A 17829-nucleotide genomic window follows, 5' to 3' on the forward strand; every position below is an offset into this window, starting at 1 on the left:
AAGGGTTAACTTGGACGATTATTTAGGAAAATAGATGCTGGAAATATTGCTGCTTTCCTTATCGAACAACTTTTTGAGGACGCTTATTTCAATAAAGCTCCTTTTATTTTTAATTCTTAAAAAATTGGTGTGGGTCGGAATTGACCATACTTTTATTATCTATCATTAAATGTTGGATTAATGTGAACACCCATATTATTTATCCTTTTCGTATGAGTGAAATTGTTAACGGTGCCAATAAATAGAAAAAGACATTTTTTAAAAAGCCAGAAATAGTGAAAAACAGGGTTGACGGTTAAATTAATAATTTATAATAAAATATCACAATATCAACTGAATTGTGTAGTACTCGCTGCGTGGGTTATGTTTTTAAACTTTAGTAAAAATTAGCGGTCTAGCCCTACATAAAAACTAAGCTTGCAATCTTTTTATGACAATAGCTGCCAAAGACGGAATTAGCCCCAAGATTGTTGAGTAGATTGGAAGATAAACAAATAACAAGCCGCTGGTGGATGATGCTGATGCCATTTTGTTGATGTCAAAATACCAGCCTATCTGCATTGAAAGTGGATATACAAGGAAAGCGATTATGGACAAAAGGTGGCACAACTTCAAGTATAAGCCATGTATGTCATGGAATGTCGTTCGTTGAAAGATATAAAAGGTCAAAATCGGAACCAGTTGGTAAACGCTAAAAAAGTTAATCCCCAAGAGAACAAAAACTAAAGCAGAACATACCATACAAAGTATTAAACTTTTGTAATTATTAATCTTAAAAAAATCTAATTTTATCATGCAATCTTATTTTTCGTCTGTTTAAAAACTCTAGTTATTGGAAGTAATTACATAAACCCAAACCCTTACCTTTCTTTCGATACGAAAAAAATAGACGGTTGGAGTATTACTAACGTCCGTACCAAACAACCGTGACTTTATGTCTATTCTACCGTTAAAATATTTGTCCGATACTTTGAACGGTCTAAATACAATGAGATTGCTCATGAGCAGGGCATTTTTTTTGGGAGCCGGTAAAAACCCTATCCATGAAGCGCATATTCTACTTTAAACATTTGCTTCACTGATCGGCTTGGTACAATTGAGCTACAGTTTAATGCCCAAGTACAAGGAAATTTCCAAAGTGAGAAATTATAGAAACCAGATTGCAACGAGAGACGATAATGCTAATAAAGCATTAATCGGCTGTAAAAAATGAAGTAATCTTTTATAATTATGTTCTTAGGGTGTTATTTTGCTAATTAGGGTGCTTTTTTCATAAAAATATGGTCATTTTTGTGCGAAGCGTACAAAGTGATGAAAAAAGGGGTTTTAATCTAGAGAGAAAGTATTGGAGTAAAATACTGAGGTCTCGAAATGGAAAGGTCTGAATAATATACCGAAGTAATCCGCGTCAATTTGGCCAACATTTTGCACTCCGCACCAAAAGATAAATTTATTATAAATTTAATAGTCATATATGAAATTGATATCAACAGCCTGTTTATTATTCTTCGGTTGTAGCTCTTTTGCCCAAACAGCCAGGTTAAAAGCCGAAATCCAAAAAATTATAGAAAACAAGAAAGCGACTGTTGGCATCTCGATTGTAGCGAATAATTTTCACGACACCATATCTGTCAATGGAAATGTGCATTTTCCGATGCAAAGTGTCTATAAATTCCCTATAGCACTCGCAGTATTGTCTGTTGTTGATGATAAGAAATTAAAATTAGACCAAAAAATTGTAATTGCTAAAAGCGATCTGCTCCCTGATACGTGGAGCCCAATACGCGAGCGTTTCCCGAACGGAACCGAAATGACTATAGCAGAAATCATTAGATATACCGTTTCCAAAAGTGATAATAACGGCTGCGACATATTATTAAGACTTATTGGTGGAACAGATAAAGTGGAGGATTTTCTTTTGAGAAACAAGTTATCAGATATCTCCGTTAAAGCGAGCGAAAAAAAATCGGCTGAGAATTGGAATATCCAATTTATGAATTGGTCAACTCCAATAGCGCTTACCAACTTATTAATGCGCGCTTATGATTTGAATAGTCATCTGCTATCTAGAAATAATTATCAATTTATTTGGCAAATTTTGGAAAACACGTCGACTGGAGAAAAAATGCTGCGAGGTAAACTCCCAAAAAACACGTTTTTAGCCCATAAAACCGGAACGTCGGGAATAAAAAACAATATTACAGCCGCTACAAACGATATAGGTGTCGTAAAGTTACCAGATGGAAGTGTTTTTTTTATTAGCATTCTTATTACAAACTCAAGTGAGAATTCAGCCTCAAACCAAAAGATTATTGCTGACATAGCAAAAGCAACCTACGATTTTTATAGCAAACAATAAGAACCAAACTTGAGTGATTCTACACATTTATTTAAGTGGGAGATATGAGTTTAAATTTTATCGGCTAACGAATCACCATTTACATTCCAAACAAAATGTTAATCGAGCCCGAGTGAAGATGTGAATTTTAATATGGTTGAACCCGACGAATCTACAATGATTTTGTCTCTGTTTTCATCCTTATAGAAAACATCAACCATATCCGAAGGTATCATCATTCCAAACGGAAAAATTGATCTAATTTTTTCCAAAAGTGCTAATAACAAATTTCATATGTCTTTAGGGGTTTGGAAACAAGACCTAAATCTGTTCCAAAACAGGATATTTCAAGTTTTTTTGCAGTAAGTTTCCATCCAATTACCTTAGAATACATTTTCCAATTTTCTATTGCAGATATATTAAACACAAGTAAACTTTTACCGGATAACCTTTTGGGTTTTATTGTAGAGGATTTGGACGATTTTGATACGTTTTAGAAGAAAATAACCTGCAAGATTAAATCAATTTTAACTCAGGAAATTGATTAAAGAAAACGCAAATTGTTTGAACTCATTTTTTCTTCAAGCGGTGAACTGAGCGTCAAGAGTATTTCAGAGAGAATATTTTGGAGTAGCAACTAAATTAATCTTGATTTTTAACCGACAGTTCGGACCTTCACTAAAATTTACTACAATATCCTTCATTCCATCGTCTCAATTCAATTCATTCAAGACGGAATCTTATCTCCACAAATGAATTTTTGGGATCAATCTCACTTTATCAAAGAGATTAGAGAACTGTCGGGAGTTTATTCTGAAGAATTATCTAAAAATAAAAATGACCGATTTTTACAATTTTTGACGTTAGAGAATAAATAATTTTGTCAGGTAAAAAAAATGAGGTTATGATCCAAAATAGAGAAATAGCAAAAGTGGGTGGTGGCCTTGGTGGTCTTACGCTTGCAAGGCTTTTGCAAATGAAAGGATGCAATGTAAAAATATATAAAAAAGAGATTTTGACAAAATACGGGTTTACAAGGATCTCCACTAGGTTGACATGATAAGTCTTGAGTGGCAGCCATTGTAAAAGCCAATCTTTTGATGTTCCAGAACACAATAATTGCAATCACCATTTTTTACAACCGAAAAACTAGCTGATTTGGTAATCAAGTCATTTTCTGCATCATAATTATTCGAATTATAGCGTTAAAAACGCAACCTATCTGGTCGATTATTTCATTTTTGGCTACGATAAAAGTCGATTTGAATACATTCTACTCATTGAATTTTAAGACCTTTGCACTATAAATATTAAAAGATAAATTGATGAAAATTGTATTAACAGGTTCTATTAGCCATATTGGAAAACCACTCACCGAAGTGTTGGTGAAGAATGGCCATTTTATTACTGTGATAAGCAGCAGTTCAAATCGGGCGAAAGAAATTGAAGCATTAGGCGCAAACATGCCATTGGTAAAATGCAGGATATAGATTTTCTTTCAGCAACATTCAAACACGCGGACTGTGTGTATCTTATGGAAACAATAGATACCGTAGTAGGTGATATACACGACGATAATATCGATTTATTAGAAGCCATAAGGGATATCGGCTGGAATTATAAAAGAGCTATTGAAAATTCTGGTGTAAAGCAGGTCGTACATCTTAGTAGTATCTGCGCTCATATGAGTACAGGGAACGGTTTTCTTGTTTTTCACCACAACGTAGAAAACATTCTCAAACAGTTGCCTAAAGATGTTTCCATCAAAACGGTGCGTCCGGTGGGGTTCTACATAAATATGATTTCACTTATATCGACCATTAAAAATGAGGGTCATATCATTTCGAATTATGGTGGAAACGAAAAGGAACTTTGGGTTTCTCCGTACGATATCACGGATGTCGTCGCTGAAGAAATAGATATGCCTTTTGAAGGCAGAACGATTCGCTATATCGCAAGCGATGAATTATCGCCAAACGAAATAGCAATAACGCTCGGGCAAGCAATCGGAAAACGAGAGCTGCAATGGAAAGTAATCACTGATGAAGAACTATTGGATATCTGGGTAAAAAAATGGGATGAATAAATAGATTGCCAAAGGTTTCGTTGCAATGCAAGCAAGTCAAGGTAGCGGAAAGCTCTACGAAGATTATTATCGCAACAGGCCAGTTTTGGGTAAAGTTAAAATTGAAAATTTTGCAAAGGATTTTTGCACTAACATTTAATAAATAGAACATGAGAACAGTATTAATTACAGGAGCAAACAAAGGAATAGGATTTGAAGTTGCCAAGCAGATGGCACAAAAGGGGTATTTTGTATACTTGGGATGCCGTGACAAAAATAAGGGCATAGATGCCGTAGAAAAGCTAAAAGAGCAAGGATTTATGAATACTGAATTTCTACAAATTGAAGTAAGTAATTTGGAATCAGTTAAGAATGCTAGAAAAGAACTGGAATCGAAAGTTGAAATACTTGATGTTTTAATCAATAACGCGGGTATCCCCGGGGAACAGCCGCAAAAACCAGCGACAGGCAATATCGCAATGATTAGAGAGATTTTTGAAACCAATTATTTTGGTGTAATCCAAACCACACAACAGTTTTTATCTCTAATGAAAAAATCTGAACTCCCTGTTATAGTAAATGTTTCAAGTGAATTAAGCTCATTCTCCATGCAAACTAGCGCAGACAGAAAAGCCAATTGGAACGAGTATCACTTCTACGGAGCGACAAAAACAGCATTGAACACTTTTACCTTAGGTTTAGCAAACGAGCTGGACAGCGCAGGATTTAAGATAAATAGCGTAACCCCAGGATATACCGCAACTGACCTAAATGGTTTTGCAGGATTTAAAACAGCGGCGCAAGGTGCCGAACCGATTGTAAAATTGGCAACTATAGATAAAAATGGGCCTACAGGAAAATTTTTTAGTGCAGATGGTGAACTTCCTTGGTAACTCCTGATTGAGTAACAGGGTTTAGAACTGTGCAAAAAAGCTATTGGGATAATAATTGACGTCCAAAAAAAAGTAAAAACGTTAGTAGCTGGTTAATGTAACGGTATGCTATCGTTAACGATATTAAGTTAGTTTAATACAAGATAAAAATATGAAAGCAGCAATCTTAAAAGATTTTGGTAAACCACTTTATTTAGAACAAGTAGAAAGCCCAAAATTGGGTACAGGAGAAGTGATTGTAAAGGTTATAGCTGCTCCAATACCTCACTACGCCAAAAGCGTTTTCAGCGGTGAGAGACAGTATATGTTAGAATTACCTTTAGCCCCCGGCGCAGGCGGAATAGGAATAGTTATCGCTGTTGGGCCAGATTCGACCAAACTGAAAGAAGGAGACTGGGTGTTGTGTGACCCAACGGTTCGGTCACGAGATAATTCGGTCAACCCAGACATTGCCCTACAGGGCATAAGTGCACGCGGTAAAGGTGGTCTAAAATTGCAACAATATTACAGGGATGGTTCATTTGCAGAAGAAATGAGAATCCCTACTGAAAACGCAATCCTTATTGGAAACCTTACAAATGATGAAGCAGTCAAGTGGTCTGCCTTAAATATTTTTTTGGTTCCGTTTGGAGGATTGTTATCAATTGATTTAAAGGCGGGGGAAACTATTGCGATTAGCGGGGCAACTGGATTTTATGGAAGCGCAGCAGTAGCAACTGCGTTAGCTATGGGTGCGGGTTGTGTATTAGCACTTGGTAGAAATAAAACGGCTCTAGACCATTTAGTAAGTATATTTGGAGATAGAGTTCGTCCGGTTGTACTAACAGGAGATGAAGAAACGGATAAAGAGAAAATACAAAATACGGCCCCCAATCTTATAGACTGCGTGTTAGATATATTGCCGCCCTCCGTCAGTGCAAATGTAGTACGCACCGCAATAATGACGGTCAGGGAATATGGACGAATTTCTCTAATGGGCGGTGTTGGAATGCTAGGAGGAAAAGATTTAGAATTACCTTATACCTGGATTATGAGGAACTCTGTTACGATAAAAGGACAATGGATGTATCGGCGGGAAGCTCCACAGCAATTAATCTCCTTGGTAAAAGCTGGACTTTTGTCATTAGACCATTTTGAAATAACCGAGTTTAATTTAGAGGACATTAATGAAGCTGTAGAATACGCGGCAAATGAAAAAGGTGCTTTTAAATTAACTGTAGTAAAACCTTAAACAGCAAAAAAATGTGTAACCGTACTCCATACATTGAGGTGGAGGCTATCGATAATATAGAAATACAATAATTTATTCGTTCAGATTGTGAATTTCCATGTTAAATTCATATTAACATAAAAAGATTGAGCCGATGCGGGACATACAAAACATAAAAACTATAAGCATTTTTCATAAAACAAAAGGATTACCAGAGCCTGAGCATCCATTAATCAGCATTGTCAATTATGCAGATGTGCATGTCAGTACGGAATACTTGGACAAGAGCTGGTCATTCGAGATCTACTGTATGGCTATAAAAAGAAATATTCCTGGAAAATTTAGGTATGGGCAACAGGAATATGATTTTGATGAGGGTGTAATGTTTTTTATCTCGCCGGGTTAGATTTTCAGCATCGCCCGAAACGCAAATGATGTTCCTGAAAAATCTGGTTGGATGTTACTGATTCATCCAGATTTTCTATACAATTCCGTGCTTGCAAAAAACATTAAAAAATATCAATATTTTGACTACGCTACTAACGAAGCACTTTTTTTGTCGAAAAAAGAAGAGATTAATATAATGGGTATTATCGACAATATACGCCAAGAGTATCATACAAATATTGACACTTTTAGTCAAGATATTATTATTTCTCAAGTCGAAACATTGTTAAACTATGCAGATCGGTTTTATAACAGACAGTTTATTACCCGGAAAATCAGTACTCATCAGATTATCGATCGATTTGAAGACATTTTGAATAAATATTTCAGTAGCGAGAATCTTATTTTAAAAGGATTGCCACAGGTAAACCTTATAGCAGTCTTTGAACGTGTCTATGAGTTATCTTAGAAGTTTGCTTAAAATAATAACAGGGAAGAGCCGCCAACAAATGATACACGATAAACTTATTGAAAATGCTAAGGAAAGATTATCTACAACCGATCTCACTATAAGCGAGGTGGCCTATACTTTAGGGTTTGAACATTCGCAGTCGTTCAGCAAGTTATTTAAAACGAAGACTCAGCTAACACCTTCAGAATTCAAACAAAAATTTAATTAAAAAAATAAAACATCATTCATCTATCAAAGAAACCCAGTTACTGATGACGTTGGGAGTATTATTTATTTTATTTAGAAATCAAAACAGATTTATTTAATTGGTATGCTAAAGTCAACCGCAGTATAAATTCATACATCTATATAAACATAGATTAACATCAAAATAATGGAGAATTACTCTATAATATTATCCCTTTTAGGCCTCATGATTTTTTTGAGTGCTATAGCGGAAAAGCTAAAATTATCTAGCCCAATTTTATTAATAGCGGCAGGGATTGTTTTGAGTGTTATTCCCGGTGTCCCAGAAATAAGTATCGATCCGGAAATTATTTTTTTATTATTCCTTCCTCCACTGCTCTACGATGCCGCGTTCAATTTACCGTTTAAAGATTTTAAAGAACATTTGGGGACTATTAGTTCTATGGCTTTTGGCCTAGTGTTTTTAACCACTGCCGGAATAGCATTAATAGCTTATTATATGATTCCGGGAATGACTTGGGAACTCTCTTTTCTATTGGGAGCTATATTGGCGGCTACTGATGCCGTTGCTGCCATTAGCATTACCAAAAATCTCGAACTCTCCCACAATACAAAAGTGATCCTCGAAGGGGAAAGTTTGATTAATGACGCTTCTGCATTAGTAGCCTATAAATTTGCGTTGGCAGCCGTTATGGGATCTGCATTTTTAATATGGAAAGCTGCACTATCATTTTTAATTTTACTAGCCGGGGGTGCAGTGATAGGGATAATCATAGCCTTTGTTTTGGCGAGGATTTTAAAAATTGTAAAAGATAATTCTACCGCAGTAACTAGCTTTATAGTTCTAACCCCGTTCATAACCTACTTGATAGCAGAAGAATTAAAAGTTTCAGGGGTCATTGCTGTCGTCATTTTAGGATTTGGTATTTCTAAATTAAGTAAAATGAAATTCTCTGACCCGCTCCGACAACAATCTAAAAATATTTGGGATGTCATCATCTTCTTGTTAAATGGTCTGATTTTTATTTTAATTGGTCTTGAATTGAGGATAGTTATCAAAAACTTTGAGTTAAACGCTCTACTCTGGTACAGTTTATATGCATTTATAATTACCGTAGTAGCTATTATATTAAGGACCTTGAGGGTTTTCTTAAAAATGAAAAGTTCTGAATTTGCTTACAAGAAATATAAAACAGTCAAGTTTAACAATAAAATGAGAAATTTCTCTGAAAATATATTGCTAAGCGTTCGAGAAAGCTTAATAATTAGCTGGTCGGGCATGCGCGGTATCGTGTCTCTCACGATCGCAATTGCTCTACCTCAATATTTGAGGGATGGTACTCAATTTCCGATGCGTGACCCCATACTATTTATAACATGTATGGTAATTCTATTCAGCATTGTTGGACAGGGTTTGATTTTGCCCATATTCATTAAGCGGTCAACAACCGCTGTTATAAAATAGAATTAATAGGGAACTTTAAATTTGAGAAAAAATTTAACTACAAACTGGTGCATTAAAAGGTTTGGGGCGTGCTCTGGCTAGAAAATTATTAGATGATTGGAATTAGCTAATAATAGTATCGCGAAATTAATTCCAGCGGTGTACAGAGAAACAGTATAAATATTCGTGTCTATTTGTTAGCTTTATATCAAATATAACAGCTCTCATTACAAATGTTGGAGAAACCTTCTAACAAGACAACAAACACGGGATTTGATAAATAACGACATAGCATATCAATTCGTAACACCAGACAAATCGCTGTCCGACTTTGTAGAGCGCATTTGGATGTTGCAAAACCATTCAGACAGCGACAAGGAGGTTGTTATATTACCTGACGGTAGCGTAGACCTGTTTTTTACACGGTCGTTGACGGATCCTTTTCACTGCACGCTTTTAGGAATAGGAACACAACCAGAAAAATCTACCATAAAAGCAACTAGGACAACTTTCGCTATAAGCTTTAAACCACTATCAGTAGAATACATCCTAAAAGAAAGCATTTCTGAATTATTGAATAAAGCTAAAAATTTGGCTAATGATTTTTGGGGCTTTACTTCCACAGACTTGGAAGATTTTGATCTATTTAGTAAAAAAGCAACCCAACAAATTAAATCAATCCTGCCAAAGGAAACCGATCATAGAAAACATAAACTTTTTGACTTGATTTACAATTCAAATGGAGCGTTATCGGTCGCCGAACTTTCTGAAAAAGTTTTCTGGGGCAGCAGGCAGATGAACCGCTATTTCAATCAACAGTATGGTATTTCATTGAAGACCTATTGCAATATTGTCCGATTTCGGGCTTCCTTTGGACACCTTAAAGAGGGAATATTATTTCCGCAACAAAATTTTTCCGACCAAGCTCATTTTATAAGAGAAGTCAGGAAGCTTGCGGGTGTCAATCCCAAACAACTGGTTCTAAATCAAAACGACCGATTTATACAATTTTCAACCTTGCCCGAGGATTAACTTTGTGCCGTAATAAAATATTTTACGGCAATGAATGTTCAAAATAAAAAAATAGCGATTATTGGTGGTGGTCCGGGAGGATTGACTTTAGCGAGGCTTTTACAACAAGGCGGTTGCAATATAAAAGTTTATGAGCGCGACCTTGATAAGAATGCTCGAGTACAGGGAGGCAATCTTGACCTGCACGAAGAGTCAGGTTTGGCCGCACTCAAAAAAGCCGACCTATTAGATGCGTTTTATGCCAATTATCTGCCAGATGCAGGCAAGCTGCGATTGATGGACAGTGATGGCAAAATTTATCTGGACGATCACACTGAAACTCATATAGCAGAACATCGTCCTGAAATCGACAGAGGTCCGTTGAGGAAAATTCTACTGGAGTCCTTAAAAGATAATACCGTTGTTTGGGACAGCCATTTCGTGTCTATGCACAAAGAAAAGGATGGTTGGGAACTACTATTTAAGAACGGAACACAATGCTACGCAGACATCGTAATTGGAGCCGATGGTGCAAATTCTAAAATTAGGCCTTATTTAAGCGATGGAAAGGCCATTTATTCGGGTGTTACCATTATAGAAGGTAACATAGACGATGCATCGCAAAACGTGCCTTATATTTTTAAGCTTCTAAAAGGTGGGAAAATATTTGCATTTGGCAACGGACAATCTATTATCCTCAGCACAAAAGGGGATGGCAGTGTTGCTTTTTATACGGGCGAAGTTGTAGATGAAAATTGGGTTAGGGATAGTAATATTGATTTCAAAAACTTAACTGAGGTAAAACAATGGTTCAATATTCATTTTTCGGAATGGAACGCTGTTTATCACGAACTTTTTGAAACCGACAAAGTAAGTATCGTGCCGAGACCTCTTTATCATTATGAGGCCAGCCAGCAGTGGCAGACTCAAGACAATTTTACCATTATTGGAGATGCGGCTCACGTAATGCCTCCATACGCAGGGGAAGGAGTAAATATGGCAATGCTGGATGCCTTAGAATTAAGCGAAGCTATGCTTAATGGCAAAAACTTGAAATTGGCTTTCGAAAACTTTGAGCGTAAAATGCTCGAACGAGCTAGCGCAATTACAGCATTGACGATGATGAATACCGTTCAACTTCACAAACAGAACGGACTACAATTTATGTTAGATATGTTCAATGATTTTAGCAAGTAAGAGATGGAAACAATAGCATATTGGGCGAGTACTGCCGTTTTTTCATTTGCGATGCTTCTGAGCGGAATAGGAACATTGAAATCGGCAAAACTGATCCACGATTTTAAACGCCTTGGTTTTCCCGATTATTTCAGAAAGGAAGTTGCCATTTCTAAGATACTTGGAGCAATTCTTTTGCTTATTCCATTTCTTCCAAACTTTGTTAGGGATTGGACATACGCTGGTTTTTTAATTTTATTGGGCAGTGCCATCATTGCGCATCTTTCCGTTGGAGATTCAAAGAAATCAATTGCGTTGCCACTGATTCTACTATTAATTATGATCGTTTCATGCTATACGTTTAATCATACATCATGAAAAATAAAATAAAAATAATTTTGCTTTTTTTAGCAGTCATCGTAAATGGTGGTTTGCTGTTCGTTAACATATATAATTCTCTTGTCGATAGCGCAAATTGGGGCTCCAATATCCCAGCTTCTATCGAAATTGCCAGAAATTATTTTACAACAAAAAGTCCCACCGATTTTTTTAAAATATTTGGGATTGTAATTCATGTGATAGCAATAAACTGTGTAATACGTTTTTGGAATGCCGATAAGAAGATTAGGCTTTACACTATTTCTGCACTTGCCTTAATTCTTACAACAGACCTGCTTACAGCCTTTTATTTTTTCCCTCGAAATGATTTAATATTTGGCTCGAGCAGTAGTGCAGATATACAGACATTAACCCTCGCTTGCAATGAATGGAATACGATGAATTGGGCAAGGTCGACTATAATTTTGGGAATTGTTGTATTGTATTGTTTTTCGCTAAATAACTTTCTCAAAACCAAACAAGTAAATGTAGATGAAATACGAGCCGCAAGTTAGTGGTCACATTTTTAAGGCTATAAATTAAAACTAGAAGTTATGAAAGAAAGTGTGTTGATATCTGGAGCAAGTATTGCTGGCTTAACCTTGGCTCATTTGCTAAATAGATACGGATATCAGGTAACCTTGGTAGAAATTTCCGACAGTTTAAGAACTGGCGGTTCTCCAATTGATGTTCGTGGCGAAGCTTTAGAAGTTGCCAAACAAATGGGTGTTTTAGAGAAAATTAAGGCCAAGGAATTTGTTCATACCAATGAAATTGTCAATGCAGAAGACGAAACCCTCGTAACTTTTTCAATAAATGCACAGGATGAATATCTCGGCGATATTGAGATTCATCGAGATGACCTGATGGATATACTTTATAAAAGCATTCCGATTAACGAGGTCGAAATTCTCTTTGGAAACAGAATTGTAGAATTAAATCAACATGAGGATACTATCGGGGTAGTCTTTAAAAATGAACAGTACAGAAATTTTGATTTTGTGTTTGGAGCAGATGGGATCCATTCTGGAGTTAGAAAGTTGGTTTTTGGCAAGGAGGAAAATTATTCTCAATTTCTCGGTGCCTACACAGCTATTGGTAGCGCAACAGCTATTAAATCCAATAAACCAAGCTCAGGCGTCATGTACAAACAAGTGGGTAAAATGGCAGCACTATATAACTTCCAAGAAAACGTGACCGCTTTACTGGCCTTCAGATCACCCAAGTTGGAATTTGATTACAGGAATGTAGAACAGCATAAGCAAATTTTGCTGGATAATTTTAAAGATCCCTCATGGAAGATACCGGAAATTCTAGAGGAGATGCTTGCTTCCGATAATTTATATTTTGATGAAATTGCTCAAATCAAAATGCAGTCCTGGTCAAAACAACGTGTTGCACTGTTAGGCGACGCAGCCTATACTGCTGGTTTTCCAACAGGTATGGGTACAAGTCTTGCGATGCACGGCGCAAGTATTTTAGCAGAAAATCTTCGATCATGTAAAGGAGATTATGGGTCAGCATTTTCAAACTATTATGAGTCATTTAGTCCATTGATAGAAGATGTTCAAGCAAGAATTTACCGCGGATTGAATTGGTGGCTACCCGAGACCGAAGAAGGTTTTCAGGAAGCTATCGATAGATTTAAGAACAAACATTGAATAGGTAAGGAATACGTTGCAGATATAACAATGGGAATAGCATCACGAGGAGCATGTATGCTATCGATCGATAATTTGGATTATCTTTTTAGAACACGCGCTCTACGGGATAGGCTAGATGTTTATCAATTAGCAGCAATGTTAAGTAGCATTGCACCCTTTTATAAAAGTTAATAATAATTAAATAACAAAATGATACACTCTTTTTTAATGGTTGGCCAGTCAAACATGGCAGGACGTGGTTTCCTAAATGAAATTCCAGCTATTTGTGATGAACATATAAAGATGCTGCGAAACGGAAGATGGCAGACGATGGAAGAACCAATAAATTATGATCGACCAAATGCCGGTATAGGTCTAGCCGCTTCTTTTGCAGCAGCATGGCGTCTGAAAAATGAAACCGAAGATATTGGTTTGATTCCATGCGCAGATGGGGGATCGAGCCTAAACGATTGGGCAATTGATGGACTGCTATTTGAACATGCAGTTTTACAAGCAAAGCTTGCTCAAAAAACAAGTAATTTAGAAGGCATTCTATGGCATCAGGGAGAAAATGATTCTACGATGGATAGTGCCATTGTATATGAAGAAAGGTTCTCTTTGATTGTTAAGGCGTTTCGCAGTGAGCTCAATCTTCCGAATCTCCCAATTATAATTGGTGGACTTGGAGACTTTTTGACTGAAGGTGAGTATAGCGCATATTTTTCAGCATATCAAGTTGTAAATAGGGCATTACAAGATTTTACCCAAACTAATCCTAATTGTTATTTTGTAACTGCTTCCGGCCTAACTTCCAATCCAGACTTTATCCATATTGATGCAGCTTCCCAAAGGAAATTCGGTCTTCGATACTTTGAGGCATTTAATAGCCAAGAGCATATTTTGGAGCCTTTGGTGGATGAAAATAATATATTAAATGTAATCGACCGTACACCATAACTGTTTTAGCAAACTGTTACATGAAAGATCTAATATCTTAGATAAGAGTTGAACAACTAAACATCAAAGAAGACTATAAACTTTGTCAAAGATTAAAAAAAGCAGTTACCAATATAATAGCTTTATTGCCAAGTCTATCTACAATATTGTGTTAAATTGACTACATGTTAAATGGAGTTTCGGGGGAGCAGAATTTGGATGCAAGTTGCTAAACGACAAGCAATAATTTTGGTATTGTTGAATGATGCCCATTTTTAAAAAATCTTTATGTTATGCAAAAACAATTTACCGGTAGAATGCTCCAGTTACGACCCATTTCTTAATTCCATTTTTGACTACGATAAAAGTCGATTTGAATACAGCGCTTTAGAAATATCCCGGCAGCTTTGTCATTATAGGATTAAAGATAACTAATGAAAACGATTGATATCAGGTGCAAACAAAGGAATAGGAATTGAGGTTGTCAAAAAGATGGCACGAAAGGGTATTTTGTATACTTAGTATGCCGTGACAAATGAAGGGGATAGATGCGGTAGAAAAGCTTACAGAACTCTATCCTAAAAGTTTTCAGCATTTACAGAACCTTCAGGATTTAGACAAAAATTTAATTGAAAAAAAATGAGAAAAGTAATTATAGCAGTTATTGCAGCAGCAGGATTGATGTCGATACAATCCTGCACATCTCCGCCGGTGCAGGAACAAACAAAAGCAATGGCTGAAAACGGTTTAACACTTAAGGATTTCGATACTTCCGTACGGCCTCAAGACGATTTTTACAATTATGTAAATGGGAACTGGATGAAAACTGCTAAGATTCCTTTGGATAAAACTAGCTGGGGCAGTTTAGATAAATTAGCAGAACAGACAGATAGTAATTCTATATCTCTCTTAAATTCTCTTCTTTCTGAAAAATTTGCGCCAAACAGCGAAGGACAGAAAATCCAAGATCTTTATGGTTCTTACATGGATACTACAAAAAGAGATGCTGAGGGAATCAATCCCATCAAAGGAGATCTCGCGAAAATTGACGCCATTCAAAACCTTGCTGATTTTCAGAAATATATTGACGAAGCAACGGCAAAAGGAGATAATCCTTTTTACGGATGGATTGTTGGTGCAGATCTGAAAGATTCAAAGATGAATACAGTTTATTTGGGTGTAGCAACTTTGGGTCTTGGCAGAGACTATTATCAGAAAACAAGTCCAAGGAATACCGAAGTTCTTTCAGAATATACTAAATACGTCTCGAAGATTTTAAGTAAGGTAGGCTATAAGAACGCTTTGATTACGGCAAAAAAAATTGTAGATTTTGAAAAAAATGTGGCGCAATCTCTTCTCACAAATGAGAAAGTTCATGATTCTAACCTACATTATAATCCGAAAACTTTAGCTGAACTCTCTACGTTAGTTAAAAATGTAGATCTTCCAGATTATTTAAAAAGTGTAGGTGTAGACACCAATAAAGTTATTGTAAGCGAATTAAAATATTATCAGAATTTAGATGGTTTTATTAAAACTGAGAACCTGCCGCTTCTTAAGGATTACATGAAATTTCATTTAGTTTCAGGTCATGCGCAATATCTTAATACTGCTTTAGGTAATGCTAAATTTGATTTCTACAGCAAGTATCTAACTGGGCAAAAAGAGAGACGCACCTTGAAGAATAGAGGCTACCAGTTAATTAACGTTGTTTTAGGTGAAGCTTTCGGTAAATTATACGTTGAAAAATATTTTCCTGCAGAAGCGAAAACGGAGATGGAGGAAATGATCGGCTATCTTAAAAAAAGTTTTGCGAATCACATCAACAATTTAGAGTGGATGTCCGGCACAACCAAAGAAAAAGCTTTAGAAAAATTAAATAAATTCACAGCTAAAGTAGCTTATCCTGATAAATGGAAAGACTATTCTAAACTTGATATTAAATCTGAAGCAAACGGTGGGTCACTTTACAGGAATTTAGCAAATGTCGCAGCTTGGCAAAACACTAGAAATATTGCTATGATTGGCAAACCGGTTGACAAGTCAGAGTGGATCATGGCGCCTCAAACGGTAAACGCCTATTATAACCCTGCAAATAATGAGATCGTTTTCCCTGCTGCATTTTTACAGCCGCCATTTTTTAATTTTAAAGCAGATCCTGCCATAAATTTCGGTGGAATTGGCGCGGTAATTGGTCATGAAATTACACACGGTTTTGACGATTTAGGCGCGCAGTTTGACGGTGATGGGAATTTAAAAGACTGGTGGACCCCGACTGATAAAGCAAACTTCATTAAGGTAACCAAGGCTTTGGCTGCTCAATACAGCGCTTATGAACCCGTAAAAGGAACTTTCGTAAATGGAACTTTTACCAACGGTGAAAATATCGCTGATCTTGGTGGTGTAAATATCGCTTTTGATGCGTTACAGATGTATTTAAAAGATCATCGCGCTCCAGCTAAAATAAGCGGTTACACGCAAAATCAAAGATTTTTCCTTTCCTGGGCAACCATCTGGAGAACTTTAGCGACTGATCAAAGCAAAATGAACGCCGCGAAAACAGATCCACATTCGCCGGGTTTTTACAGATCATTCGGACCATTGGTAAATACCGATGCTTTCTATAAAGCGTTTGGTTTGAAACCTGGTGATAAATTGTATAAAAAACCAGAAGACAGAATAAAAATATGGTAGTCTTTTAATTGGAAATTTCTAAAATCCTTTTAATGATTACAATGCTTTATCGGTGGAAACTTAAAGATTCATGTAGACGCAGTTGGGTTAGTGTTGAAATGACATTAATACTCCTTGATCAATATTACAATAAAAAATAATTATTCAAAAAAATATGAACTATACGTATTATGGGCAATCTTGCTGCCTTTTAGAAGCCGCAGGAAAAAAATTTTTGTTCGATCCTTTTATTTCGGGAAACCCTTTGGCAAAAGAAATAGATGTAAATAAGATAGAGGCAGATTACATTTTTGTAAGTCATGGACATATTGATCATGTGGCAGATTTAGTTACTATTGCCAAGCAAACAAATGCAACCGTGGTGGCCACGCCAGAAATAACCGGATGGATACAGCCCCAGGGGATAAAGAATATTCATCCCATGAATTTCGGAAGTTACACTTTCGATTTTGGTAAAGTAAGGATGGTTTCAGCGCTTCATTCGTCTAGTTTGCCAGATGGATCTTATGCCGGAAATCCTGCTGGTTTTGTGCTAGAATTAGAAGGCAAGCAAATTTATTTTGCAGGTGATACAGGCCTGACCTTGGAGATGAAAATATTGGCGGATCTCTACAAATTAGATTATGCTATTTTACCCATTGGAGGAAATTATACTCTGGACATAGAAGATGCATTAATTGCAACGAGGTACGTTAATTGTGATAGGGTGATTGGAGTGCACTATAATACGTCTCTTACTATAAAAATAGATACCAAAGAAGCGATTGAAAAATTTAAGAGAGAGAATAAGACATTGTTATTGCCTTCTATTGGCGAGACAATCTCTTTATAGACTTTTGAGGAGCTGTTTTTTAGCACCATAAATTGAAAAAGCAAGAAAGGGAGAAGGGTGACTTTTTGAGATTGATTGACACAGCATTGTAAGACGATTTAGCTTATGGCTAAACTTAAGAACAACTATTGCATTCTAAGACTTTGCAGGTTGGAAATTCTAAA

Annotated in this window: 18 protein-coding genes; all 18 read left to right on the plus strand. The window is 36.2% G+C overall.

The window, feature by feature from the left end; translation table 11 throughout:
- The first annotated feature begins 1474 nt into the window (after positions 1 to 1474).
- The 18 genes from bla to ABIB40_RS15300 all read left to right on the plus strand — a co-directional run bounded on the left by bla (position 1475) and on the right by ABIB40_RS15300 (position 17665).
- Complete coding sequence (bla, locus tag ABIB40_RS15215; protein WP_354360243.1) at positions 1475 to 2359, plus strand: class A beta-lactamase, subclass A2; 885 nt, start codon at positions 1475 to 1477, stop codon at positions 2357 to 2359.
- Positions 2360 to 3242: 883 nt separating this feature from the next.
- Positions 3243 to 3398 (plus strand): NAD(P)-binding protein, encoded by a 156-nt coding sequence (locus ABIB40_RS15220; protein WP_354360244.1) that lies wholly within the window; start codon positions 3243 to 3245, stop codon positions 3396 to 3398.
- A gap of 265 nt (positions 3399 to 3663) precedes the next feature.
- Positions 3664 to 3828 (plus strand): SDR family oxidoreductase, encoded by a 165-nt coding sequence (locus ABIB40_RS15225; protein ID WP_354360245.1) that lies wholly within the window; start codon positions 3664 to 3666, stop codon positions 3826 to 3828.
- A complete protein-coding gene (locus ABIB40_RS15230) occupies positions 3816 to 4424 on the plus strand; it encodes an SDR family oxidoreductase (RefSeq protein ID WP_354360246.1) in 609 nt (202 codons plus the stop codon). The genes ABIB40_RS15225 and ABIB40_RS15230 overlap by 13 nt, the downstream gene beginning before the upstream one ends.
- Before the next feature lie 149 nt (positions 4425 to 4573).
- Positions 4574 to 5296, plus strand: a complete 723-nt coding sequence (locus ABIB40_RS15235; protein ID WP_354360247.1) for an SDR family NAD(P)-dependent oxidoreductase — start codon at positions 4574 to 4576, stop codon at positions 5294 to 5296.
- A gap of 151 nt (positions 5297 to 5447) precedes the next feature.
- On the plus strand, positions 5448 to 6527 hold the full coding sequence (locus ABIB40_RS15240; RefSeq protein WP_354360248.1) for an alcohol dehydrogenase catalytic domain-containing protein: 1080 nt from the start codon (positions 5448 to 5450) through the stop codon (positions 6525 to 6527).
- Between the two features lie 133 nt (positions 6528 to 6660).
- On the plus strand, positions 6661 to 6912 hold the full coding sequence (locus ABIB40_RS15245) for a hypothetical protein (RefSeq protein ID WP_354360249.1): 252 nt from the start codon (positions 6661 to 6663) through the stop codon (positions 6910 to 6912).
- Positions 6913 to 6963: 51 nt separating this feature from the next.
- Entirely contained in the window at positions 6964 to 7362 is a 399-nt protein-coding gene (locus ABIB40_RS15250; protein WP_354360250.1) for a hypothetical protein, read from the plus strand.
- Positions 7349 to 7573 (plus strand): helix-turn-helix domain-containing protein, encoded by a 225-nt coding sequence (locus ABIB40_RS15255; RefSeq protein ID WP_354360251.1) that lies wholly within the window; start codon positions 7349 to 7351, stop codon positions 7571 to 7573. Before ABIB40_RS15250 ends, ABIB40_RS15255 begins: the two co-directional genes overlap by 14 nt.
- Before the next feature lie 165 nt (positions 7574 to 7738).
- Positions 7739 to 9016, plus strand: coding sequence for a Na+/H+ antiporter (locus ABIB40_RS15260; RefSeq protein ID WP_354360252.1), 1278 nt, complete (start codon positions 7739 to 7741; stop codon positions 9014 to 9016).
- 252 nt (positions 9017 to 9268) lie between these two features.
- Complete coding sequence (locus ABIB40_RS15265) at positions 9269 to 10027, plus strand: DUF6597 domain-containing transcriptional factor (RefSeq protein ID WP_354360253.1); 759 nt, start codon at positions 9269 to 9271, stop codon at positions 10025 to 10027.
- Between the two features lie 30 nt (positions 10028 to 10057).
- Complete coding sequence (locus ABIB40_RS15270; protein WP_354360254.1) at positions 10058 to 11203, plus strand: FAD-dependent oxidoreductase; 1146 nt, start codon at positions 10058 to 10060, stop codon at positions 11201 to 11203.
- Between the two features lie 3 nt (positions 11204 to 11206).
- On the plus strand, positions 11207 to 11560 hold the full coding sequence (locus tag ABIB40_RS15275; RefSeq protein WP_354360255.1) for a DoxX family protein: 354 nt from the start codon (positions 11207 to 11209) through the stop codon (positions 11558 to 11560).
- On the plus strand, positions 11557 to 12075 hold the full coding sequence (locus ABIB40_RS15280) for an anthrone oxygenase family protein (RefSeq protein ID WP_354360256.1): 519 nt from the start codon (positions 11557 to 11559) through the stop codon (positions 12073 to 12075). The genes ABIB40_RS15275 and ABIB40_RS15280 overlap by 4 nt, the downstream gene beginning before the upstream one ends.
- 39 nt (positions 12076 to 12114) lie before the next feature.
- Positions 12115 to 13221: an FAD-dependent monooxygenase gene (locus ABIB40_RS15285; RefSeq protein WP_354360257.1), complete on the plus strand. Its 1107-nt coding sequence runs from the start codon at positions 12115 to 12117 to the stop codon at positions 13219 to 13221.
- 210 nt (positions 13222 to 13431) lie between these two features.
- Positions 13432 to 14160: a sialate O-acetylesterase gene (locus tag ABIB40_RS15290; RefSeq protein ID WP_354360336.1), complete on the plus strand. Its 729-nt coding sequence runs from the start codon at positions 13432 to 13434 to the stop codon at positions 14158 to 14160.
- A 618-nt stretch (positions 14161 to 14778) separates the two neighbouring features.
- Positions 14779 to 16833, plus strand: coding sequence for a M13 family metallopeptidase (locus tag ABIB40_RS15295; RefSeq protein WP_354360258.1), 2055 nt, complete (start codon positions 14779 to 14781; stop codon positions 16831 to 16833).
- Positions 16834 to 16987: 154 nt separating this feature from the next.
- On the plus strand, positions 16988 to 17665 hold the full coding sequence (locus tag ABIB40_RS15300) for a metal-dependent hydrolase (RefSeq protein WP_354360259.1): 678 nt from the start codon (positions 16988 to 16990) through the stop codon (positions 17663 to 17665).
- The last annotated feature ends 164 nt before the right edge of the window (positions 17666 to 17829 follow it).

The sequence above is a fragment of the Pedobacter sp. UYP30 genome, assembly GCF_040547165.1.
GTDB lineage: Bacteria > Bacteroidota > Bacteroidia > Sphingobacteriales > Sphingobacteriaceae > Pedobacter.